This is a genomic window from Novosphingobium sp. 32-60-15 (assembly GCF_002280675.1).
Taxonomy (GTDB): domain Bacteria; phylum Pseudomonadota; class Alphaproteobacteria; order Sphingomonadales; family Sphingomonadaceae; genus Novosphingobium.
The window spans coordinates 212,088-235,189 of record NZ_NCEN01000003.1 but is presented as its reverse complement, the minus strand read 5'-3'; the positions used below and the strand labels follow the sequence as shown (position 1 = coordinate 235,189).

Annotated in this window: 15 protein-coding genes; 8 read left to right on the top strand and 7 right to left on the bottom strand. The window is 57.9% G+C overall.

Features of this window, described 5'->3' with window-relative positions; translation table 11 throughout:
* From B7Y89_RS03960 to B7Y89_RS03935, 6 genes are all read right to left on the bottom strand, one after another.
* Positions 1 to 7,236, bottom strand: a 7,236-nt coding sequence (locus tag B7Y89_RS03960; RefSeq protein ID WP_292935947.1) for a calcium-binding protein, incomplete at its 3' end; no start/stop codon positions are given.
* A 158-nt stretch (positions 7,237 to 7,394) separates the two neighbouring features.
* The gene (locus B7Y89_RS03955; RefSeq protein ID WP_292935945.1) at positions 7,395 to 9,299 is read right to left on the bottom strand and encodes a TolC family protein; all 1,905 of its coding nucleotides are present in this window, start codon (positions 9,297 to 9,299) and stop codon (positions 7,395 to 7,397) included.
* Positions 9,300 to 9,537: 238 nt separating this feature from the next.
* Complete coding sequence (locus B7Y89_RS03950) at positions 9,538 to 9,891, bottom strand: PilZ domain-containing protein (RefSeq protein WP_292935943.1); 354 nt, start codon at positions 9,889 to 9,891, stop codon at positions 9,538 to 9,540.
* Entirely contained in the window at positions 9,888 to 11,573 is a 1,686-nt protein-coding gene (locus B7Y89_RS03945; protein ID WP_292935941.1) for a hypothetical protein, read from the bottom strand. The genes B7Y89_RS03950 and B7Y89_RS03945 overlap by 4 nt, the downstream gene beginning before the upstream one ends.
* A 31-nt stretch (positions 11,574 to 11,604) precedes the next feature.
* Entirely contained in the window at positions 11,605 to 12,180 is a 576-nt protein-coding gene (locus tag B7Y89_RS03940; RefSeq protein ID WP_292935939.1) for a hypothetical protein, read from the bottom strand.
* Positions 12,181 to 12,382: 202 nt separating this feature from the next.
* The gene (locus tag B7Y89_RS03935) at positions 12,383 to 14,581 is read right to left on the bottom strand and encodes an ATP-binding cassette domain-containing protein (protein WP_292935937.1); all 2,199 of its coding nucleotides are present in this window, start codon (positions 14,579 to 14,581) and stop codon (positions 12,383 to 12,385) included.
* 219 nt (positions 14,582 to 14,800) lie between these two features.
* Here B7Y89_RS03935 and B7Y89_RS03930 point away from each other — a divergent pair, with 219 nt between their 5' ends.
* The 6 genes from B7Y89_RS03930 (at position 14,801) to B7Y89_RS03905 (ending at position 20,029) form a co-directional block, all read left to right on the top strand.
* The gene (locus B7Y89_RS03930) at positions 14,801 to 16,168 is read left to right on the top strand and encodes an HlyD family type I secretion periplasmic adaptor subunit (RefSeq protein WP_292935935.1); all 1,368 of its coding nucleotides are present in this window, start codon (positions 14,801 to 14,803) and stop codon (positions 16,166 to 16,168) included.
* Positions 16,169 to 16,325: 157 nt separating this feature from the next.
* Complete coding sequence (locus B7Y89_RS03925) at positions 16,326 to 16,688, top strand: metalloregulator ArsR/SmtB family transcription factor (RefSeq protein WP_292935933.1); 363 nt, start codon at positions 16,326 to 16,328, stop codon at positions 16,686 to 16,688.
* 8 nt (positions 16,689 to 16,696) lie between these two features.
* Positions 16,697 to 17,131, top strand: a complete 435-nt coding sequence (arsC, locus tag B7Y89_RS03920; RefSeq protein ID WP_292935931.1) for an arsenate reductase (glutaredoxin) — start codon at positions 16,697 to 16,699, stop codon at positions 17,129 to 17,131.
* 3 nt (positions 17,132 to 17,134) lie between these two features.
* Complete coding sequence (arsB, locus tag B7Y89_RS03915; RefSeq protein WP_292935929.1) at positions 17,135 to 18,214, top strand: ACR3 family arsenite efflux transporter; 1,080 nt, start codon at positions 17,135 to 17,137, stop codon at positions 18,212 to 18,214.
* Positions 18,211 to 18,972 (top strand): arsenical resistance protein ArsH, encoded by a 762-nt coding sequence (gene arsH, locus B7Y89_RS03910; RefSeq protein WP_292935927.1) that lies wholly within the window; start codon positions 18,211 to 18,213, stop codon positions 18,970 to 18,972. Before arsB ends, arsH begins: the two co-directional genes overlap by 4 nt.
* A gap of 142 nt (positions 18,973 to 19,114) precedes the next feature.
* Positions 19,115 to 20,029, top strand: coding sequence for an alpha/beta hydrolase (locus B7Y89_RS03905; protein WP_292935925.1), 915 nt, complete (start codon positions 19,115 to 19,117; stop codon positions 20,027 to 20,029).
* A 61-nt stretch (positions 20,030 to 20,090) separates the two neighbouring features.
* On the opposite strand, the gene B7Y89_RS03900 is transcribed toward B7Y89_RS03905, so the two are convergent.
* Positions 20,091 to 20,492 (bottom strand): BLUF domain-containing protein, encoded by a 402-nt coding sequence (locus tag B7Y89_RS03900; RefSeq protein ID WP_292935924.1) that lies wholly within the window; start codon positions 20,490 to 20,492, stop codon positions 20,091 to 20,093.
* Positions 20,493 to 20,725: 233 nt separating this feature from the next.
* On the opposite strand from B7Y89_RS03900, the gene B7Y89_RS03895 reads away from it, so the two are divergent.
* Together B7Y89_RS03895 and B7Y89_RS03890 are read left to right on the top strand one after the other, a co-directional pair.
* Positions 20,726 to 21,631 (top strand): cobalamin-dependent protein, encoded by a 906-nt coding sequence (locus B7Y89_RS03895; RefSeq protein WP_292935922.1) that lies wholly within the window; start codon positions 20,726 to 20,728, stop codon positions 21,629 to 21,631.
* A gap of 160 nt (positions 21,632 to 21,791) precedes the next feature.
* Positions 21,792 to 23,063 carry a DUF3422 domain-containing protein gene (locus B7Y89_RS03890; protein WP_292935920.1) on the top strand — a complete coding sequence of 424 codons (1,272 nt, stop codon included), beginning with the start codon at positions 21,792 to 21,794 and terminating at the stop codon, positions 23,061 to 23,063.
* Positions 23,064 to 23,102 lie beyond the last annotated feature (39 nt).

Here is a 23,102-nt window from a genome sequence, read left to right as displayed (position 1 = left end):
ACCGCCAACCAGACGGTCAGCGCCTGCGCCACCTTCCAGCGCAGAACCACCAGCACCCGCCGTCAGCGTATCGTCAAAGCCAGACCCCACCAGCCGCTCAATGCCCAGCAGAACATCGCCCGCCGCATCACCAACCGTGCCCGATCCCGCAGCAAGGCTCGCCGTAACACCAGCACCCGCCGCAGAATAATCCGCCGTATCAAAACCCGACCCGCCATCCAGCGTGTCAGCACCAGCACCACCTGCCAAAATGTCATTGCCTGCACCACCGACGAGCAGATCGTCGGCAACCGTGCCTTGCAGCGTGTCATTGAACGACGAACCGATCAGGCGTTCGATGCTAAGCAGCATGTCGCCTTCGGCAGCGCCGCCGGTGCTTACCGAACCATCGACGCTGACCTGCACGCCTGCGTTGGATGCAGAATAATCAACCGTATCAACGCCCGCACCGCCGTCCAGAAGGTCTGCGCCCGCGCCACCATCCAGCGTATCATCGCCAACACCGCCATACAGGCTGTCCGCACCGGCGTTGCCGCGCAACACGTCGCTTCCGGCGCCACCGATCAGCGTATCATTGGCCGTACCGCCGGTCAGATCATCGTCATAGGCAGAGCCGACAATGCCTTCGACAGACAGCAGAACATCGCCCGACGCATCGCCGCCGATCCCGAGCGAGCCATCGAGCGAAACAGTTACAGCATTGGCGCTGGCGCTATAATCGATAAGGTCGTTGCCATCGCCGCCATCGATTTCGTCGGAACTGGCGCTGCCCAGAATACGGTCATCGCCCAGCCCGCCAAAGATGGTTTCAGAACCGGTGCCGCCACCAAGCGTATCGGCAAAGGCAGAACCGACCAGAACCTCGATACCGCTCAGCACGTCTCCCAGGGCATCGCCAGCGCTGCCCACGGTGCCATCAAGCGAAACGGCTACGCCAGCCGCAGCTGTATTGTAATTGGCTGTGTCAGTGCCGCTTCCGCCTGTCAGCGTATCTGCGCCAGCATTGCCGGTAAGAACATCATCGCCGCCGCCGCCAAGCAGCGAGTCATTGCCGATACCGCCGTTAAGCGTATCGCTGCCCAGACCGCCGATCAGCGTGCTGTTGGCAGCGCCTGCCGAAAGGCTATCATCAAAACTTGATCCGGTGATCTGTTCGATGCTGAACAGCGTGTCGCCTTCAGCCTCGCCACCAATCCCGACGCTACCGTCAAGACCTACGGTGACGCCGCCAATCGAACTGGAATAGTCGGTCGTGTCTACGCCTGCGCCACCGTCAAGACGGTCTGCGCCGCTAGCACCGATCAGGGTATCATTGCCTGCGCCGCCATCAAGCCGATCCGCACCGGCGCTGCCGCGAAGGGAATCGTTTCCTGCACCACCGCTCAGCGCAGCAGCCGTGGTTCCGGCCCACAGCGTATCATCGAATGCCGAACCGGTCAGGTTCTCGATCGAAAACAGGGTGTCGCCCTGCGCATCGCCGCCAACGCCGGTTGTGCCATCAAGGCCAACCGAAACGGCCGAGGCCGAAGTGGTATAATCAACCGTATCAAGGCCGGTTCCGCCATCCAGCAGGTCAGCGCCCGCGCCACCTTCAAGCGTATCGTCGCCCGTGCCGCCCAGCAGGTCATCATTGCTATCGCGGCCAATCAGCAGGTCATTGCCAGCGCCGCCAATCAGCGTGTCATTGGCACTTGTGCCTGCCAGCCGGTCATCGCCCGATGATCCCAGCAGCACTTCGATGGACGACAGGACATCGCCCTGCGCGTCGCCGCCCGAAGCGGTGCCTGCCTGAAGGTCAACGTCCACAGCAGATGCCGAGGCGGTATATTCCGCGGTATCGACGCCAGCCCCGCCTTCAAGCGTATCTGCACCCAGACCGCCGATCAGCGTATCGTTGCCACCGCCGCCTTGCAGCAGTTCATCTGCACTTGCGCCCACCAGCAGGTCATTGAAGCCCGTGCCGATGACGTGTTCGATGCCCAGCAGCGTATCGCCCGTCGCATCGCCGCCGAGACCGGCTGACCCGTTCAGATAGGCCGTGATACCTGCGCTGGACGTTGTATAATCAACCGTATCGAAACCGGCCCCGCCATCCAGCGTATCAGCGCCCGAAGCCCCGATCAGCACATCATCGCCGCTGCCGCCCGTCAGCAAGTCTGAACCGGCACCGCTTTCCAGCGTGTCATTGCCCGCGCCGCCGTCCAGCGTATCGGCGTTAAGGCTGCCGGTCAGCCGGTCGTCAAATGCCGAACCGACCAGCCGTTCGATACCGCTCAGGTTATCGCCCTGCGCATCGCCACCAACACCAAGGCTGCCATCCAGCGCAACCGTTACGCCAACTGCCGATGTCTCATAGCTGGCCGTGTCAAAGCCCGTGCCGCCGATCAGCGTGTCCGCACCGGCACCTCCGTTGAATGCATCATCACCTTCGCCGCCCAGCATCCGGTCTTCACCAGCGCCGCCTTCAAGCGTGTCATCACCCGTGCCACCGGACAGCGTATCGTTGCCCGCCATGCCGGCAAGCCGGTCATTGCCCGCACCGCCTTCAAGAACTTCAGCCGCGCCTGCACCGATGATGGTATCGTCATAAAGCGAGCCGATGACGCGCTCGACATTGCTGACACGGTCGCCTTCGGCATCGCCACCCTGGCCTGAACTGCCATCAAGCGTCAGCTGGATACCTGCAGATGACAGCGCGTAAGTCACCGTATCGGTGCCCGCGCCGCCATCAAGCGTATCGGCCCCGCCGCCGCCTTGCAAAGTATCATCGCCAGCCCCGCCGCTCAGGGCATCGCCTGCGCTGCCGCCGGTCAGGGTGTCGTCATAGATCGAACCGAGGATGCGCTCTATGCCGGCAAGCTGGTCGCCCTCGGCATGGCCGCCAGATCCGGTGCCGGTCTGGATGTTGACATCCACCGCGCTGTCAGATGCTCCATAATCTGCTGTATCAAAGCCTGCGCCACCAACAAGGGTATCGGCCCCGAGCGAGCCGTACACAGTGTCATCACCACCACCGCTGCGCAGGGCATCGGCGATGGCCGAACCATAAAGCGCATCGGCAAAGTCTGAGCCTGTGATACCTTCAATGCTGGTGAAAACGTCTCCAACGGCATCCCCGCCCGTATTGGCGCGGCCATCAAGGCCTGCCACGATGCCTTCGTCGCTGGAGGAATAATCGACGACATCGAAACCGTCGCCGCCATCCAGAACATCGGCCCCGCCCATGCCTTGCAATGTGTCGTCACCAAGGCCGCCGATCAGCGTATCTGCGCTGTCGCTGCCACCCAGCCGGTCGGCAAAGCTTGAACCGACAAGGCGTTCAATACCGCGCAGGCTGTCACCCTGGGCGTCGCCGCTTTGTCCCGGATTGCCATCCAGCGTGGCCGTTATGCCCGATGATGATGTGCTGTAATCAGCCGTGTCGATCCCGTCGCCACCGTCCAGCACGTCGGCACCCGCGCCGCCGGTCAGCGTATCGTCGCCCACACCGCCGCTCAGCGAATTGTTGCCGGTATCGCCCGTCAGAATATCTGCAAAGGCAGATCCGACAATGCCTTCGACGCCGTCAAGCACATCGCCTTGCGCATCACCGCCAGCAGCCGTTCCTGCCAGCAGCGAAATCTGGACGCCCGCAGCACTAGCCGAATAATCGGCAATGTCCGAACCGCCGCCACCCTGAAGCGTATCGGCGCCATCGCCGCCCGACAGTGTGTCATTGCCAAAGCCGCCATCAAGCAGGTTCGCCCCGGCACCGCCGGTCAGAACGTCAGACTGATCGGAACCGAGAACATTCTCGATGCTGCTGTAGCTATCATTCCCGGCATTACCGCCAAGACCGACGCCTGTTGCAAGGTTGACCTGAACCGCACCGGCAGAATCTGAATAATCGGCAGTATCCCGGCCTGCGCCGCCCAGCAGCGTATCGGCGCCAGCGGCACCGCGCAACGTATCGTCCCCTGCCCCGCCTTCCAGCACATCGTCTGCCGTGCTGCCGATCAGAACGTCTGCAAAAAGGCTGCCGACAACCCGCTCAACACCGCGCAGCACATCGCCTTCGGCATCATCGCCGGTCGATGCATTGCCGTCCAGGCGGACCGTGACCGACCCTTGAGCCAGCGAATAGTCAGCCGTATCAACGCCTTCACCACCAACCAGTGTATCGGCTCCAAGGCCGCCAACCAAAGTATCATCGCCAGCGCCGCCGGTAAGCACGTTGGAATCTTCATTGCCGGTCAGGCGATCGTTGAACGCACTGCCACGCAGGTTTTCAATGCCCTGAAGCACATCGCCATCGGCATCGCCGCCTTGGCCAATCGTGCCATCAAGCGCCACAGAAATACCTGCCGCACTGCCAGCGTATGAAGCGGTATCAAGGCCCGAACCGCCATCCAGCGTATCGGCACCGCCGCCACCGGTCAGGGTATCGTCGCCCGCTCCGCCTTCCAGCAGATTGACGTCAGCATTGCCCAACAGCGTGTCGGCAAAGGCCGATCCTGTGACATGTTCAACGTTGGTGATGACATCGCCTTGCGCATCGCCGCCAAAGCTGCGCGTGCCATCCAGACGCACATCGACAGCCTGAAAGCTGGCGGAATAATCGACCGCGTCAAAGCCGCTACCGCCTTCAAGCGTATCGGCTCCGGCACCGCCGAACAGCGTATCGTTACCGGCCCCGCCAATAAGAATATCAGCGCTTACTCCGCCGATCAGGACGTCATCAAAAGCAGACCCTTCAAGGCCTTCAATGCTGGCATAAACGTCGCCTATGGCATCGCCGCTTTGCTGCGTGGCATCCAGCGATACGACCATCGCATTGCGCGAACCGGCATAGCTGGCAATATCCGTACCATCGCCGCCTTGCAGCAGATCCGCCCCTGCACCGCCCTCAGGCGTATCATCGCCGATCCCGCCAAAAATTGTCTGCGCGCCGGTTCCACCAGCCAGACGGTCATCGAATTCAGAACCAATCAGATTTTCGATATTGGCGTAAGTATCGCCCTCGGCGTCACCGCCGCGGCTGACACGGCCATCCAGATAGACTTCTACGCCGACCGCACTGGTCGAAAAATCGATTGTATCTTTGCCCGCACCGCCATCAATCTGGTCAGCGCCAGCACCACCTTCAATCACGTTGTCGTCAGCATTGCCGGTAAGCGCATCGTCATGCGCCGAACCGATCAGGTTCTCGATGCCTGCCAGCACGTCGCCCTGGGCATCGCCCCGCTCACCGGCGCGTCCGTCAAGAAAGACAGTCACACCACCGGTTGCAGCCGAATAATCGGCAAGGTCTTCGCCATCACCGCCATCAAGCCGGTCGGCACCGGCTCCACCAACCAACACATCATTGCCCGCGCCGCCTTGCAGCGTTTCATTGGCGGCAGCGCCCGTGATCGTGTCATCCCGGTCAGACCCGACAACCTGTTCGATGCCGGTCAGCTGATCGCCTTCTGCCTCGCCACCTTTTGACGCAGTGCCATCAAGGAAGATTTCAAGGCCGGTGGTGTCAGGAACTGCATTTGGGTCCGTCGGGGCGGTGCCCGTTACGCTCCCCGTGGCCGGGAATGCGTCGGAATAATCGACCTTGTCGATCCCGGCGCCACCCTCGATCGTATCGGCACCCTTGCCGCCTTTGATCGTATTGGCACCAGCATCGCCCGTCAGCTTGTCGCCCTGGTCAGAACCGATAATGCCTTCAACAGACTTGTAAGTATCGCCACTGGCCGCGCCGCCAGACCCTTTGCCTGCGCCAAGATCAACCGTGACTGCGTCGCGCGAATTGGTATAGCTGACAATATCAACGCCGCTGCCGCCATCAATGTCATCTGCGCCGATCCCGGCAACGATGGTATCATCGCCATCGCCTGCTGAAATGACGTTGCCGGGAGGGTTGGAAAACAGCACATAGATCGGGTCACCGCTGACCGGATTTTTCACCGTCATATCGGCGTCGCCAGCAACAACTTTGATGCCGAACGACGTCGACACCGAAACCGCGTTTACCGAAGTCTTGCCGTCGGTTGACAGGCCAAGCTGGACGGGAAGAAAAAATTCGTCCTGAAATCCGCTAGATGCCGTGGCAACGCCATCTGCCGGCACTTGATAAATCAGTTCAAGTTCGAATGTGAAGCGCGATTGCGACGATGGAACGGGAACTGTCAGCCCCGTCGTCGCGTCGGTCATGGTGGTGACCTTTTCGATGCTGCCTGCATCGATATCCACCACCCAGCCACGCTCGGTCTTGACCGCATTGGCAATTGTATAGCCATCGGGAAGCGACGGGATGGTAACCTGCAACAGGTCAAGGCTGCCCGCCGGGACCATCGCCTCAACCGTAAGCACGCGCAATGATGCGCCTGCAGGAGCCTGCTGGAGATTGTCAGCATAGATCAGGTCACCGCTCGCGGTTCCGGTGATCGTTTCTTTGGCCGATTGCGGCGCAAAGGCTGCATTGGTCGCGCTGCCCGCACCACCGGTTGATCCGGTAACGGTCGTGACACCGCTTTCGGTCGTGGTGGTCACACCCTCTTTGTTGAAAAGGGAAAATTGAAGGGTTGGCACAAGTTTGCCAAGACCCGCAGGCCCCAGTGCATCATCAGGCGCTGGCGTATCGGATGCTTTTGATGGCGGATTGACGTTGGCCGGTGCCCCGGCAGAAGCTTGGGTGCTGCTGATCTTGTCGGTCAGGCGTGATGCTTCGGCATCAGACTTGTGCTTGTTTTCTTCCTGCGCAGCGGTGTTCTGCTGTGCGTCAGCTGCATCACCGGGCTGGACAGCGCCGCCTGCAGGGGGCTTTTCGCCATCGGCTTTGGCTTCGTTATCGCTGGGGGTTTCTGCATCGGCTGACGACAGTGAAAAATCAATGGCGACCGCGCTTTCGCGAATTTCGCCAACGTCGGCCATCGACGCTTCGGCCAAAACTTCCTTGTCTGTAAAAACCAGCAAAGGCTTCCGGCCGGAAAATGCCGCCAAAGCCATACCGGGAATGATGATCTTCGTGCCATCAGCAAACGTCAGGATCGCGTCGATATCGACGATCTCAACTTTGAACGGACCATAGGCAATACCCAGCTCGGCCCGGTCATCTGCGCCAAGATTTACAACTTTGGCGGTGCCATAGCCCTGCCCTGCCTGGGTAAGCTTTTCGCCGCCGGTTGCAGGTTCATCGGCAAGCTGCGCAGCATTCTTGGGGAAGAGCTTTGTCTTCGCGCCATTTTTGAGTTCGCGTGCCTTGACCATTCGCTGAATGCCTAACCTATTGGTGGGTCAAGTCTCTCTTGAAACGGCTACGGTCTGGTTCGTATGAATATACGTATTAACCGTAATTAGAGAGGTTGCCTTGACGATTGGGCATCGCGCCCATGCACAATTGAATTGAGAACCTGCGGCTTTACGCGTCAGTCCGGTCTTGCCGGTCTTTGCTGCGGGCTTTGCGCCACAATGTTTGGCAGTGGCTCGCCCGAACTCAGCAGATCGAACAGGCCGCCCAACTTCTGCAAGACCCGGAATTCGGCCAATTGCAGGGCAATCTGGTTGGAATATTGCCGCGCTCTTGCAGCGTGCAGGATCTGCTGGCTATCAAGCAGGTCAAAGACCGAACGACGGCTTTCGCGGAACTGCTGCCGGTAAACGTCTGCGGTCTTTTCTGCCGAGACGATTTCGGACTCAATGGTCGCAATCTTCTCGCGCGCAAATGCCAGACTGTTAAAGTCGATGCGCAAATCCTGTTCCACTTCGCGCCGCCGCCGATCAAGCTCGTAATCGGCTTCGCGCAGCCGCGCAGAAATGCGGTTGCGCACGGCAATGTCGCGGCCACCATTGAAGAAGCTGTAGGACAGCGTCACCATGGCCCGCACATCCTTGTTCAGGCCGGTCGGTCCCGATACGTCATCACGCCAGTTTCCTTGCGCCATCACGCCGATCTTGGGCAGGAACGTACCTGTCTGGCTCGCCTTTTGGCGCTCCAGTGAACGGCGGTCTTCCTTGGCCTGCGCATAGCGCGGGCTTTGTGTCTCGATCAGCGCCACCGCATCTTCCTGATTGGTTGGCAGCTTCCCGTTTGTTGTGGGAAGATCGACCACTTTGCCCGGCAGATGGAACGTCAGCCTGCGGTATGCTTCTTCTGCCTGCGTCAACGCGCTGCGCCGGTCAATCAGCTCGGCCTGAAGCGCCTGAAAGCGCGTTTTGGCGCGGCTTACATCGGCAGAGCTTGTCAAACCCAGATCTTCCTGAATAACCACCATATCAAGGATCTTCTGCGTGGCGGCAATCTCGGACTCGGTCAGTTGGATCAGCTTCGTACGCTCAAGCATGGTAAGGTACGCGGCACTGATTTCATACGAAATCGCCTCGATCCGCTCACGCGTGCCCCACTGGGCGCTGCGGTACGTGGCGCGGGCGCGCTTGATATCGTTAATCGTCGTGCCAAAGTCCCAGATATTCTGGTTAAGCGTCACTACGCCTTCGGCACGCCGAAGCGTTGTCTGGTCACCGGTTGATGGAATCGTCAATTCCCCACCCAGCGCAACCTGCATGTCAACTTTTGGCAAATAGCCCGACCAGGCTTCGTGAACGCCATATCGTGCGTCATCCTGACGGGCGAGCGCGATCTGGATTTCAGGGTTGGCCTTAAGCGCCTCGATGATCGCATCACGCAAGGATTCAATGCCTTGCGGACGCTCGGACGCATTATCCGGTGATTGCGGGTCAGGCATCGCCATAACCGGCTCTGGTTCGGTTGCAGCGGCAACCGTTGGCGCTGGAACCGCTGGCACTGCAACAGGCGGCGCTGGAACAGGCGCTGATGCAGCGGTTTGTGCAGGGATGGTTTCAACGGGTCCGGCATCAGCGCGGGCCGCATCTTGAACCCCTTCTGAAAATTGCGGGATTTCGGTCGGAACCATCGGCGTTGGCGCTATTGCCGGCAATTCGGCGTCTGTGAACACCGCCTTTTGCAGCATGGGCAGGCCAACACCGGGAAGCAAAGGCTCGGCTATTGTCGCCGACACCTGTATCGGTTGCGCTCCCAGGCTGACAATCGCGCCGGGGCTATCGATAACCATGCTGCTGGTGCGGGCGGGCAGTTCATAACCATAGGTAACCGAGGCATCATCGGTGAAGATGGAATCTGCCACCACCATGTGATCGGTCACGGCTGGCGCTCCGGCCAGATCAGACGGCGCAGAATTGGCCCAGGCAACGCCTGAAGCTGTAAGGCTTATGACAACAGTGCCGGAAAGATAACCGAAGCCTGCCGCTCTGCCGAAAGGGAAAAACGAACTTGTCCGTATTTGCCCAACCACGTGTTATTTCCCCGCATAGTAAACCTATGCGGACAGCTATGAACCGACGTGGTTAATCTTGGTTCGAGGCTTTATAAGTAAGAATGCGCATATGCTTTTAGCATGGAACCATGCCCAACGAGCGCGTCAATTCCGATAAATATGGCATTATATCATAAACTTACAATCGCGTGATCAACCAATTCAGCGTGCCGCAGCAGGCATTTTGACCAGCCATTCCTGCGCTCGTTAACATGTGTCAGTGGACTGATTCAGCTTGCTTGTTTGCCAAGCCGATCAAACCTTCGATTTGTGATTCACTAATAGGCTCATCAAAGCGTAAACCAAATCCTGCCGCGCTTGTGCTCATGATCCTGCCCGCAATCTCGACACCGCCAAAGGTAAGCGTAATCGGAACATCGCGCCGATCCATGATATACAGCAGCTTGGGCCGGAACTGCGCCCCACCACTGGAAAAGTCGGTCACGATACCCTCAAAGTTGACCAGCCGGTCACCGACCACAATGTTGCCCTCAATCCGGCAATTATACCGCTGCGCCGCACGGCTGAAGCCGGGGCGTTTACGCTTGAAAATGCTACCAAATGTTATCATTGCGAACGCCCTCCATCATTTGCACGCAACCGGTTATCTTCAGCCAGCGCATGTGTTTCCTCAACTTGCCGACCGCCCTCTTCCTGCGCTGCCTGCAGTCGCTGCCGCAAAACCGCCAGTTCAAGCCGCGCGCCATAAAGGTCTGCGGCAGGTGAACTCGCACCGTCCTCCTGCCCCGCCAGTTCTTCAATACTGCCAAGCCGGCGCGAAAGTTCAGCCAGAATTTCGGTATTCGTCTCGGTCGTCCCGGTAAGCTGCGCCAGATGGCGGGCGTTGACCTCGCGGTCCTGTCCCAGCCGTTCGACACTTTGGCCAAGTGCGGCATCGACCTTTTTGACAAGGCGGCGCTGGGCCGTGTGCATCTGGCGAATGTCGCGCAACAATTCACGACGCGCCTTGGCAACAGCACGGTCATCGCCAATGCGCAAGATCCAGCGGGTAAACGATCCGAGCAAGCCGGTCCGCGCATTTGCGCTCAATTCACGGCTGTTGTTAGCCAGACCAATCTCAAGCAGTCGTTCGTTCAGCGTGCCGATCCGTTCAAGCTGGCTGTGCAGGCGCTCATGATCAAATGCCTGTGCCGGTACGTGCTGGCTGCGCATTACTGCAAGCGTTTCGCGGATAAAACGCCGGTCTTCGGCGGCCTGATCATGCAGCCCCTGGAATTGCTGCACCAAAGCGGTTTGGTTGCGCGCAAGATCTGCCACGCAGTCCGTTATCGGCCTCAATAAAGGCTCGGGGTCATAGATCCGGGCAAGCGAACCGTTCAGCACCTGAATTGATTGGGCAAGGCCCATCACGGCGCGATTGGTTTCCTGTCCCACCATCGCGGTATCGAGGATAGTTTCGCGCAAATCACGCAACTGACGCCCGCCAAGCTCAAGCGCACGCACAACGCCCGCAGTAGAACCGCCGCCCTGCCCTTGTCCCGCCGCTTCCGAAGCGGTTGTCTCCAATGATGAAACGTTGGATAGCCAATGCTCGAATTCATTGCGCACGACTTTCATCGAACCGGTCATGAACCGTTCGAGCGCGCCCAGAACCATCGATGTCAGAAGGCCGAACAACGAAGACGAGAAGCCGACGGACATGCCGTTCAGCGGCGCCTTCATGCCTTCGATCATCTTGCCGAAGCTGTCAGCCCCGCCGTTCAAATCCATCGAGCCAATCAGTTCACTGACCGAACTCACCGTCTTCATCAGGCCCATGAACGCGCCGAGCAGGCCCAAGAACACCATCAGGCCCGAGAAGTACATCAAGGTCGATTTGCGATCATTGATGCGCATATCAACGTCATGCAGGATAAGCTGGGCCGAAGCGTCAGAGATCTTGAGCGTCTCTTGCTTGCCCATTTCCTCGGCAATCATGCGATAGCCCTGGCCAAGCAGCGAGGGCTCCTTGAACACAATCGCCGGGGTCTTGTACGGATCATCGGGGCGCTGTTCCTGCGACCCGTAATCAATCTTCAACGCCTTCATGGCGAGGATTTCGTTCTTGAGGCCAAGAACGTGTTTGAAGGCAATGCCTGCCGCCACACCGAAAAGGCCGAAGATCGATAGGTTCAGGGCAGCCTTCGCCATGATGCCTTCGATCACGAAGTCACGGGCATAGATGCCAATACCGACCAAACCGACCATGATCGCAATCATTTTCAGAAGGTCAGAGCGTATCTTTTTTTCCATGACTTGAAGCTTTCTCGGTTCCTGCTGCACTTCAGGGTTTGATGACGACGCGAACAGTATGGCCTTCCTTCGACCGCAAATCGGTTACGCGCACCTGGGTTGCGATGCTGGAAGGTTTGATGCCTGCCTTCACCAACAAATTGCGTGTGACAGCAGCACGATAAAAGCCGATCCGCTGCGCTTCCGATAATGAGGCATCTTGCGGCGTCAGCGCCCAAATCTCGAACTTCATGCCGCCATTGGCATGCTTTTCAACAAACTTGACGATAGCGTCTGTATTGTCCGCGCTGTACCTGATGGCCGTTGGTTCAAAGTCGATCTGCAAAAGCGTATCGGCGGTTTTAACCTCGACACCGGTCGTGTCCTTGGGTTGCTCCATGGCTTTTACTTTGACCTTCAGCAGGTCCGGGCTTTCACGTGTGCGAATGGTCAGCTCGTCGCGTCCCGTCACCGGGTTCTGCGTACGCAAAACATCGCCGAGTTCGGCCACTGAAGTGCCCTTTTCGGCATCGATCTGCGTTCCTTGAGACTTCTGCTGCGCGCTGGCCGCACTTTGAGCGGTCGTAGCGCCCTTCGCTTTTCCGCTGGCCGCCATTTCGGCCGCCATGCTGGTCTTCAACTGCGCAACGACGCGCTGTGACAGAACCATAACGGCCGCGCTCATGATGACGAGCAGGAACGTGACAACCATGATCACCGTCGTGAGCACGTCCACGAACGCTGGCCAATGGTTGACTTCCCCATCTGATGATGCGCCTGCCACTAGGTTTTCCCTGCTGTCTTAGCGAGTTGGATGTGCCGCTGATGCTTCATGCGGCCCTCGGCATGGGGCGGGATTGCAGTTTGGCGATGACTTCTGCCTTGGGTGCGTCCGCTATGATCTTGCCGTTATCCAGCCAGATCACCCGGTCCACGATATCGAGCAGCGCAATGCGATGCGTGGCGATGATCAGGGTTTTGTCCTGCGTTGCTTGCTGCAAGCCGGCCATGACCGTCTTTTCGCTGCCTACGTCCATCGCTTCGGTCGGTTCATCCAGCAGCAAAACGGCAGGATCACGCACGAGCGCCCGGGCCAGCAGAATGCTTTTCCGTTGCCCGCCCGACAGGTTCTTGCCGCCTGGTCCCAGTTTGCGGTTGTACCCTTCAACGCTACGCTCGACAAAGCTGTCGAGATTTGCCGCGCGCACCGCTTTGGTCACAACGTCTGCCGACGGTTCGTCCAGCCCCAGCAGGATGTTGTCCCAGATGCTGCTATCAAACAATTGCGCATCCTGGCTGCACAACACCACCTGTTGGCGAATTTGCGAAACCGCATAATGCGCAGCGCTATAACCATCGATCAGATACTGGCCAGATCGCGGCTCAAGCATTCCGGCAAGGACCTGAAGCAGTGTCGATTTGCCGGAACCCGAGCGGCCGATCAGTGCGATCTTCTCGCCGGGTTTGATGGTCAAAGACACATCCTGCAACGCGAACGCTATGCTGTCTTCATGCTTGAAGCTGACCGAAGACAGGCTGAAATCGCCCTTGATCGTCTGCTGGCGAACACCCGGATCGGGAATTTCACGCTCGGATTCAAGCTCCAGAAGATCCGCCAGACCCGCCAGTTGCGTCCGCGCCTGCTGCGCCTTGGACAACAGTGACACCGCTGTTGTGACAGGTGCCATCGCGCGACTGGTCAGCATGCTGACTGCAATCAGTGCGCCGGTTGTCATGACACCGGCTTTGATCTGGAAAACACTGATGATCACGACCATGACCGTGACGAGCTGCACCAGCAAAGTAGCCATGGCTTGTGGCAGATCATTCCATTTGCGCGCCGATTTTGCGGTCACGCCAATGTGATCGGAAACTTTATCCCAGCGGCCAAGGAAGTGTCCTTCGGCCATATTCGCCTTGATCGTTTCAATCCCGCCAGCGGCATCAACCACCAGGTTGTTGCGCGCATGCATAAGCTTGGAACAGCGCGTGGCCGAAAGCCTTGCCGCAAAGCTTGCCACCATACCAATGGCGAGCAGCGAAGCAGCGCCAATCACAGGCGCAAACGCGGTATAGCCGCCGATCAACGCAATCAGCGCGACAAACGCCAGAAAGAACGGAACGTCGATCAAGAAGGTAACGATCAATTGCGGCACAAACAGTGCAATGGAATCAACGTCGCGCAAGGCGTTCATCATTGATCCGACGCTCAGGTTCTGGCGGCCAACCTTGGCGCTCATGAAACTGTTCATCGCGCGGTTCTGCACAATCTGCGCAACCCGTACGCCGACGGCATCAACAAAGCTGGTGCGGATCTGGCGGAACGCAAATTCAAACACCAAAGCCAATACGACGCCAGCCGACAGTGCCCAAAGCGATTCAATCGCAAGGTTCGGGACCACGTTGTCGTAAATTGCCCGCATATACAAAGGCAGCGCCAGGCCGCACAAGTTAAGCAAAGCAGCCGTCAGGACCATCTGCCCAAGGCGGCGACGCTCTGACATGAAAACGCCCAGCATCCAAAGCCGGGGATTTTTGCGGACAAAGCTGCGCTCGTCCTCAAAGTCCAAACCGTTCTGCGGATCACCGTGGCCGCACGCCAACAGGGTGGTATCACCCAGCACGCTCAAGTCGCTACGCAGGACCTCGCGTTCACCGTCACGGTCAATAATTGTAAAGGTGGTTCGGCTTGGAGCGCCTGTAACGATAATGGCACCATCGCCACCGGCCATCGCCAGCAAGGGCAAATCTTCTACGCCAATATCACCCAGACCCGCGCCAAAATCGCGCGTCTGTATGCCAATCCTGCCCAATGCGATGGGCACATAGCGTGGATCGAAAAAGCCGTCTTTCACAGGCAGCGCAGCCGTCAGCATGTCGGCGCTGGCCGAATATCCGCAATGCGCGGCAAGCCGTTCCAGAGCAGCCATGACCGTCAGCGGGTTCAAGAATTGCCGCTCATGAGTCTGCTGGCCGTGCCGCGGTGCCTTGCCGATGAAGAACAAGAAAGCGCGGTCCAGCAAACTCATTTGAACTCTGGCAACGGGTGTTTGCATGTGTGGTGGAGCCCCAATTTCCTTGTCAGGGAATTAACCAAACAAAGGTAAATTGGGGTTCACAGGGTAATACGCAGATTCCCATACGCCGGAGTTTTCAGCCTTTAAGCATAAACAGGCGTAACTGCTCACGATCACACGAGGGCCACGTTAATGTCGTTTGCAGGAATTCGAGACCGCATTATTCGCAAGATGGGCGGTGCCTTCCTATACGAAAACGTATCGAGCCGCGAATTGGCCAATGCGTTTTCCGGCAAAGTCATGGGCCTGAGCGCTGAGGAAACAGCGCTGAAACCGTGGAGCGGCCGGATCAAGACACGCGGATCAAGCAGGCTTCTGGTCGTGCTTGGCGTGATGATCATCAGCTTTTTGAGCTGGGCCAGTGTCTTCGAAATTGAAAAAGTGACGCGCGGCTCTGGCCGGGTTCTGCCATCGGTGCAAAATCAGGTTATCCAGCACCTTGAAGGCGGGATTGTGCAGCAGATCCTTGTGCAAGAAGGCCAGCGCGTTGAAAAAGGCCAGATCCTTATGCTGGTCAAAAACCAGATTACGGCATCGGACCTTGAAAACGCGCGGATTGATGTCACTGCCAAAAAGATCATGCTTGCCCGGATGGATGCCGAAGTTGGCGGTGCGCGCTATTTCGTGACACCGCCTGCGCTTGCCGCGCTCGCCCCTGAAATTGCGCGATCCGAAGAAGCCCTGTTTGCCTCACGTATTCAACAGCGCGGATCAGTTGACGGCATTGCATCGGGTGAAGCCAATGCCAAACGTGCCCAGCTTTCATCGCTTAGTGCACGACTGGCCAATTTGCGCAGCGAAGAAGCCTTGTTGATGGTGCAACTGGGTAAGTTGGAAAGGGCGTATCAAGCCGAAGCCATTTCGGAACGGGACGTGCTGGAAAAGCGCTCGGCCCTTTTGTCGCTGCGCACGCGCATAGCCGACGTGCAGAACCAGATACCCGAGACACGCGCACAGATTTCGTCGGCGTCAGCCCGCCAAGGCGAAGTCTGGACCCGCATGGTACAGGAAACTGAAGAGCAGGCATCGCGCCTTAGGCTCGAATTGGCCAAAGCCGATGAAGCCATGCTGGCGTTCCAGGACAAGGCGCAGCGCGAAGAGATCCGCGCGCCGATGGAGGGCGTCGTCAACAAGATGTTCATCCAGACCGTAGGCGGCGTCATCAGGGGGGGAGAGCCGCTTGCCGAGATCGTGCCGGTGGATAAGATCATTATGATCGAAGCGCGCATCGCCCCCAAAGATCGTGGCGAGGTCTGGGAAAAGCTGCCAGCGTCAATCAAGATTTCGGCCTATGATTCCGCCGTATACGGCAGCCTTACCGGGCAAGTATATGACGTGTCGCCCGACGTTTTGCAGGACCCGCGTGGTGAACCCTATTACCGCGCACGCCTGCGCGCCGATGCCACAAACTTTGGCAATGGCCGCCCTGTGTTGCCGGGCATGACCGCCGAGGTAAACATTCTGTCGGGTAAGCAGACAATCCTCGATTACATTTTGGGCCCGCTCATCCGCATCAAGAATTCTGCTTTGCGGGAATGATCGGGCAGCGTGGTTTGGCTGCATGACGTTGCAAGCTTCACTGGAAATCTGCCACCCGCTTTGATGGCCAAGGCCAGATTGTTTCGATAACTGTCGAAATGTAGATTGACTTGCGCTCCAGCACCCGTATTTCGATTTTACTCAAAAGGTGGAATCGATGAGCGAACTGGAACCGCAAGACTGGGCTATCGATGCGCTTGGCGCGCTTGCCCATGAAACGCGGCTGGCGGTGTTTCGCATGCTGGTAACAGCCGGACATGATGGCATGATCGCAGGAGCCATTGCCGAAAAACTGGGCGTGCCGCCCTCAACCATGTCGCATCATCTGGCTACGCTTGAACGCGCAGGTCTGGTCCAATCTACCCGTGAAAGCCGTATTATCCGATACCGCGCCGATTACCCCGGCATGCGCCGCCTGCTCGTGTTTCTGCTGCAGGATTGCTGCCAGGGCGCGCCCGAAATGTGCGGCGATCTGTTCACGCAATTGAACTGCAACCCATTCCCAACTCAAAACGCTTGAGGACCTTTATGGCTGACATCATCATCTACCATAACCCCGAATGCGGCACATCGCGCAATGCCCTGGCGATGATCCGCAATGCCGGGATTGAGCCGCATGTGGTTGAATACCTCAAAACGCCGCCTTCGCGCGCCATGCTTGAAAGCCTGCTTTCTCGCGCAGCCATTCCGGCACGTGCACTGCTGCGTGAAAAGGGTACGCCATATGCAGAGCTTGGCCTCGGCAATCCTGATTTGACAAATGCACAATTGATTGATGCGATGATCGAGCACCCCATCCTGATCAACCGTCCGCTGGTGGTGTCACCGCTGGGCGTAAAGCTATGCCGTCCTTCAGAAGAAGTGCTCGACCTTCTCCCCGAAGGCCAACGCGCTGCATTTGCCAAGGAAGACGGCGAGCAAGTGATTGATGCCGCTGGCAATCGCGTAAGGGCAGAGCGTTAAGCCATGGCACGTGATGCTCAAACAGCCAGCGCACCGGTTTCATCTCCGTTGGGCATCTTCGAGCGCTGGCTATCGCTGTGGGTGGGGCTGGCCATCGTTGTCGGCATTGTCCTTGGCAATGTTGCTCCGACTGCCGTCTCGGCGTTGGCAGGGCTTGAATTCGCGTCGGTGAATTTTGTGGTCGCGGTGCTGATCTGGGCGATGATTTACCCGATGATGGTGGGTGTTGATTTCGCCAGCATCCGCGATATCGGCCGCAAACCGCGCGGATTGATCATCACGCTCGTCATCAATTGGCTGATCAAACCGTTCACCATGGCCGCTCTTGCGGTGCTGTTCTTTGATCACCTTTATTCCGGACTTTTGCCCAAAGCGGATGCGCAGCAATATATCGCGGGGCTTATCATACTGGGTGCAGCACCTTGCACCGCGATGGTTTTCGTCTGGTCGCAAATGACCAAGGGCGATCCGGCCTATACGCTGGTTCAAGTTGCCGTGAACGATCTTGTCATGATCGCAGCATTTGCCCCCATCGTTGCCATATTGCTGGGCGTGACAGACATCGTTGTGCCTTGGGAAACCCTGTTGCTGTCGGTCGTGCTCTATGTCGTGATCCCGCTCGCCGTTGGCGCTTTTACCCGTCAGCGCGTGATCGCATCACATGGCGGCGACGAAGCGGCAGTGGACGCCTTTACAGCGCGGCTGAAGCCATGGTCTGTCATCGGGCTCCTCGCCACCGTGGTTCTGCTCTTTGCATTTCAAGCGGGCACAATTGTCGCCAATCCCATGCTGATTGCACTGATTGCCATCCCTATTATCATCCAGTCATACGGCATCTTTGGCATCGCCTACGCTTGGGCCTTCGCCTGGAAAATCCCGCACAACATCGCGGCACCTTGTGCAATGATTGGCACTTCAAACTTCTTTGAACTCGCCGTTGCGGTCGCCATCGGCCTGTTCGGATTGTCGAGTGGCGCCGCGTTGGCAACCGTGGTTGGCGTACTGGTAGAAGTGCCGGTGATGCTGTCGCTCGTCGCGTTAGCCAATGCCACAAAGGACCGGTTCACCGGTAAAGCAGCATGACAGATCATACGCCCCATCAGCGTCTGCGCCACCTTGCCGAACCTGATAATCTGCCCGCGTTCAGATCTGAATATGCGCATCTCAAACCCGCGCTCGGCTTGGGCAACCTGACGCCTCCGCTGCGCATCCTGCTGCTCTACGGCTCCTTGCGCGAACGCTCGTATTCCCGCCTCGTTGTTGAAGAGAGTGCTCGGCTGCTGCGGTACTTCGGCTGCGAAACGCGCATCTTCGATCCGTCCGACCTGCCCCTGCCCGATCAGGTAAAGGATGATGACCACCCCGCAGTTGCCGAACTTCGCGCCCATTCGCTTTGGTCTGAAGGCCAGGTATGGTGCAGCCCTGAACGCCACGGGCAGATCACCGGCATCATGAAAACGCAGATTGATCATCTGCCTCTCGCCTATAAAGGTATGCGCCCCACACAGGGCCGCACGCTTGCGGTGATGCAGGTGAGCGCGGGTTCGCAATCATTCAACAGCGTCAATACTTTGCGCATTCTTGGACGCTGGATGCGGATGGTCACCATCCCCAACCAGTCGTCAGTCGCCAAAGCTTATGAAGAATTTGACGAAGCCGGTCGCATGAAGCCATCTGCGTATTACGACCGGATTGTTGATGTGGTTGAAGAACTGGTGCGCTTCACCGTACTGTTGCGCCCGCATGCCGATCAATTGGTTGACCGCTATTCCGAACGCAAGGACCGCAATGAACCCGTCGCTACGCTCGTAGAAACTGCAGGTCTGGCCAAATCTGATTAACCAGAGCGACTTAGGCAAATTGAGGACGCGCCGACTTCTCGTTGGCTCATGTGTTTTGTAGATGTCAGTTCGATCCAAGGTCGGGTAGCACTGGCATATGAAGCATCCGGACCTTGGTAGCAGGAACTCGGCGTCCACAATCATGCGGTGGGCTTTTGGTGTCGTTTTGTTGGCGCTGGCAGGGCTAACAGCGTGGCTTTATTCACCTGACAAACCACGCGAATTGCTTGCCGCGAAATATGTCGGCGATTATCGCAACGCAGACCGTGTACGCCTGCGGTTACGCGATACCGGACCACGGGACGCTCCTGCAATCATTATGCTGCATGGTTTTGGCTCCAGCCTTGACACATGGGAGCCTTGGGCAAAGGCGCTGTCCTTGCGTTACCGGGTCATTCGTTTCGATCTGCCCGGCTTCGGCCTAACCGGACCGGATCCTACAGGGGATTACAGCGACGAACGATCCGTGCGAATTCTGGTCACATTGCTGGACCAACTTGGTGTCAAGCAGGCCCACATAATCGGCAATTCCTTGGGTGGACGGATTGCATGGACCTTTGCTGCAATGCATCCGAACCGGGTTTCTCGATTGGTGCTGATTTCGCCTGACGGGTTTGCCAGCCCCGGGTTTGAATACGGCAAAGCCCCCGAAGTCCCGCTCCTTATGCAGGCACTGCCCTATGTTTTGCCGCGCACCATGTTGAGAGCCAATTTGGCGGCTGCGTATGCGCAGCCACAAAAGCTGAGCGATGCGAGTTTATCACGCTATCATGCCATGATGCTGGCGCCGGGCGTCCGGCGCGCAATTTTGGCGCGCATGGAGCAAACCGTTCTGCAAGACCCGGCGCCAAAACTGGCAACAATTACCGCACCAACGCTGCTGCTGTGGGGCGAAAAAGATGGCATGATTCCGGTTACCAATGCCGCCGATTATCTTAAACTTATGCCCGATGCGACACTCGTACGCTTGCCAAATCTCGGCCATGTCCCATTTGAAGAAGATCCCACGCAATCATTGCAGCCGGTTGAGAAATTCCTTGCAGGAACAAACCCGTAAATCGGGATACGCAGATCAGGCCTCACGTGAGGCTCTTAAATTGCTCAGGCCATGTCGACGTTCAATCAACTGAATTACCGTCCCGCGCTTGACGAAAGATGCCTTGCAAGACGTCGGACGAGGCATTCACAATTGCGCCCTTGCTCACTTCTTCAGTCGACCAATGCCAGGAATGCGCCGGATCATGCAACATGGCCCAATCCGGGAACATCCGCGCTTCGACTTCGGCTCGGCTCAACAACGTGACGTCCATGTGCCGATTGTCGGTCAATATGCTTTCGAAAAGACTATCAATGGCTTGGGCGGGTCCTTCCAACAATTGGAGGTAAATGTCCTGGCGACATATCAGCGCACCGGTAATTGCGTGCTGCGGATTATTGCGGCGGGCGGTGGCCAATATGCTCGAAAGCGTAGCGCTGTCGTACCCGAACGGCTGCGACATATAAATCAATTGCGTCACCATTGGCCAAGTGCCTCCATCTCAAAACGCTACGCCATCGCACAGACCGGAACAAGCGTCCGATGGTCCGCCTCCCCGGAGGCTATAGCACACCGCCCCGTTCCACGTGATGGAATGCAAACAAGACATAGTTTTGCCCAAGGGGGCATAGGGTTGATCAGGCCTCGACAGCCGATCACTCTTGTGGTGTCTTGCCGACTCTGATTACGGGATCAGCATAAAAAAAGGGAAGCACCATGGGACAGGTGGCGAGGTCTGCGTTTCCGGCGATTGACCGGCAGAGCCTTCACCGGCTTGAGACGCATTTCATTGCATCAGAGATTTACCGCCGAGATGATGTTGCTGCACGCCAGGTAAAGCTGGCACGGCTGATTTCAAACCGCGTAATACCCCAATTGCTCCGCATTCACGCCGATGTTGTTCCTGATGCTCCGCCGATTGAAGACGTGATCAAGGCTCTTGCTCCGAGCAGTAGCGATATCACTGATCTTGCAGACATCATCTTGGGCAGTGATCTGGAAGCCGCCGTTGCCTATATTGTTGTGTTGCGCGATCGCGGCCTGTCGATGGAGACGCTTTTTGTTGAATTGCTGGAACCGACCGCACGCCATTTGGGCGAAATGTGGGATCGGGACGAATGCGACTTTATCGATGTAACGCTAGGCGTTGCGCGACTGCAAAAGCTGCTGGCGATATTTAACAATACGCATGAATTTGCCGCATGGGACCGTCGGCGAACGGTTCTGATGGCGATGACTCCGGGGGATCAACATTCGTTCGGCGTGACCATGGTCGAACGCTTTCTTGTGGCCGCAGGGTGGGAAGTCCACACCGAATTGTCCGGAACGGTCGAGGACATTGTTTCAGCGGTGACTGAAGGCTGGTTTGCCGTGGCGGGATTGACGCTGGCATCGGACGGAATGATCGATAGCCTCAAAGCGACCATCACAAAGCTGCGCAAGCATTCACAAAATCGGGACATTGGCATTATGGTTGGCGGCCCATCTTTCACCGCAAACCCCGCTTTGGTAAGCGTAGTCGGTGCAGACGCGACGGCCCCTAATGCGCCCGCTGCTGTCGTAACCGCGCAAAAGCTGTTTGATCTATCCATTACTGCAAGCCGCGCTGAACACACTCGCTGACGGCCAATCGCCACTTGGACGCTTGTTGACGTAACGGCGGCGTAACACATGCTGAATGTGTTTGGCGACCAGTGCTTGTTGCCATAGTTTTGTTGTGGGACGGTGTTGACGTGCGAAATCCCGCTGCGGATTCGCGCCACGAGCCGGGGGGAAATCGACTGTGCGCGATCATGAACTCAGACGACGGGCCGTGGGTGAAATGCATCTGCGCCGCTGGCCGATGCTGCCGGTGCCATGCCATATCATTCAATGGGTTCTGGCCGTATCCGATGATGAACGCGCCGCCGAACTTGCCGCCGTAGAGGCGCAATCTGGCGAAAAGGATCTGGTGGGCAACCCCTCGCATCGCGAAGGATCAATCAACGCCAAAGTATCCTTCACGTGGGAGCGGCAAAGCGAAGGCAGCAGCCTGACGCTCTTTGCCAGCAATTGCGATGAGGCCGGTTTTCTTGATCCCGCCAGTGATACCGACATCAGCGCCGCGATTGAATGGGCGCTGCAATTGCCCGGTCAGATTGTGCGCAGCACCCGCGTCTGGTTGGGTAACACCGATGCCGAAGTGGCTGCTCTGCTTGAAAAACTCTCGCTCAACCGGGATGAACTGGTGTCCAGCACGCTGGGCGGCACCATCCGCATCTGGTCCGATTTCCGCATCATGGATGATGGCTTTGGGCGCTTGATTGTTGCTGCCAATGGCGCTGACCAGCGCGACCTCACCCGCCAGTTGCAGCGGATGCAGGAGCTGGGCAATTATCGGAACAAGGCTCTGCTGGGCTTGCCTGTGGCGCGCGAATGTTGGCCCAAACTGGACGCTGCCGAAGTGCGTCTGCGTGATCTGGCTGATCGCATTGCCAACAACGAATCGCGCGATGACAGCTTGATGGAGGAATTGTCCGGCCTGTCCTTGGACCTAGCCTCGTTTTCCACGTCCATGTCATTCCGGCTGGATGCAACGCGCGCTTATGGCCAGATCGTTGAAGAACGGCTTGAACAGATCGACAGCCGCCCGATTGAGGGGTTTGCATCGCTGACCGACTTCACTCAGCGCCGCTTTCGCCCGGCCATGAACACCTGCCTTGCCACGACCGAGCGGATCGAGCGTCTGGCCAAGGGGACAGAGCAATTGGCCTCGCTGCTGCGTGCGCGGATTGATACGCGGATCGAGAACCAGAACGCTTCATTGCTGAGATCCATGGAACGCAGCATTTCCATGCAAGCGCGCCTGCAACAACTGGTTGAAGGCCTTTCGGCGGTTGCTTTAAGCTATTATCTGTTGGGGCTTATCAAATATGCGCTCCACGCCGTGCCGCATCATATGCTGGGCGTATCGGGCGATACCGTTGTCGGTGTGCTGGTCGTGCCGGTGGTGGCCACCGTCTGGTTCACTATGCGCAGCTTGAAGAAACGATTGTTGGGCAAATTCGAACAATAAGAGAAACCGCTTGTCCTGACGGTTGGACTTGTCCAGAGT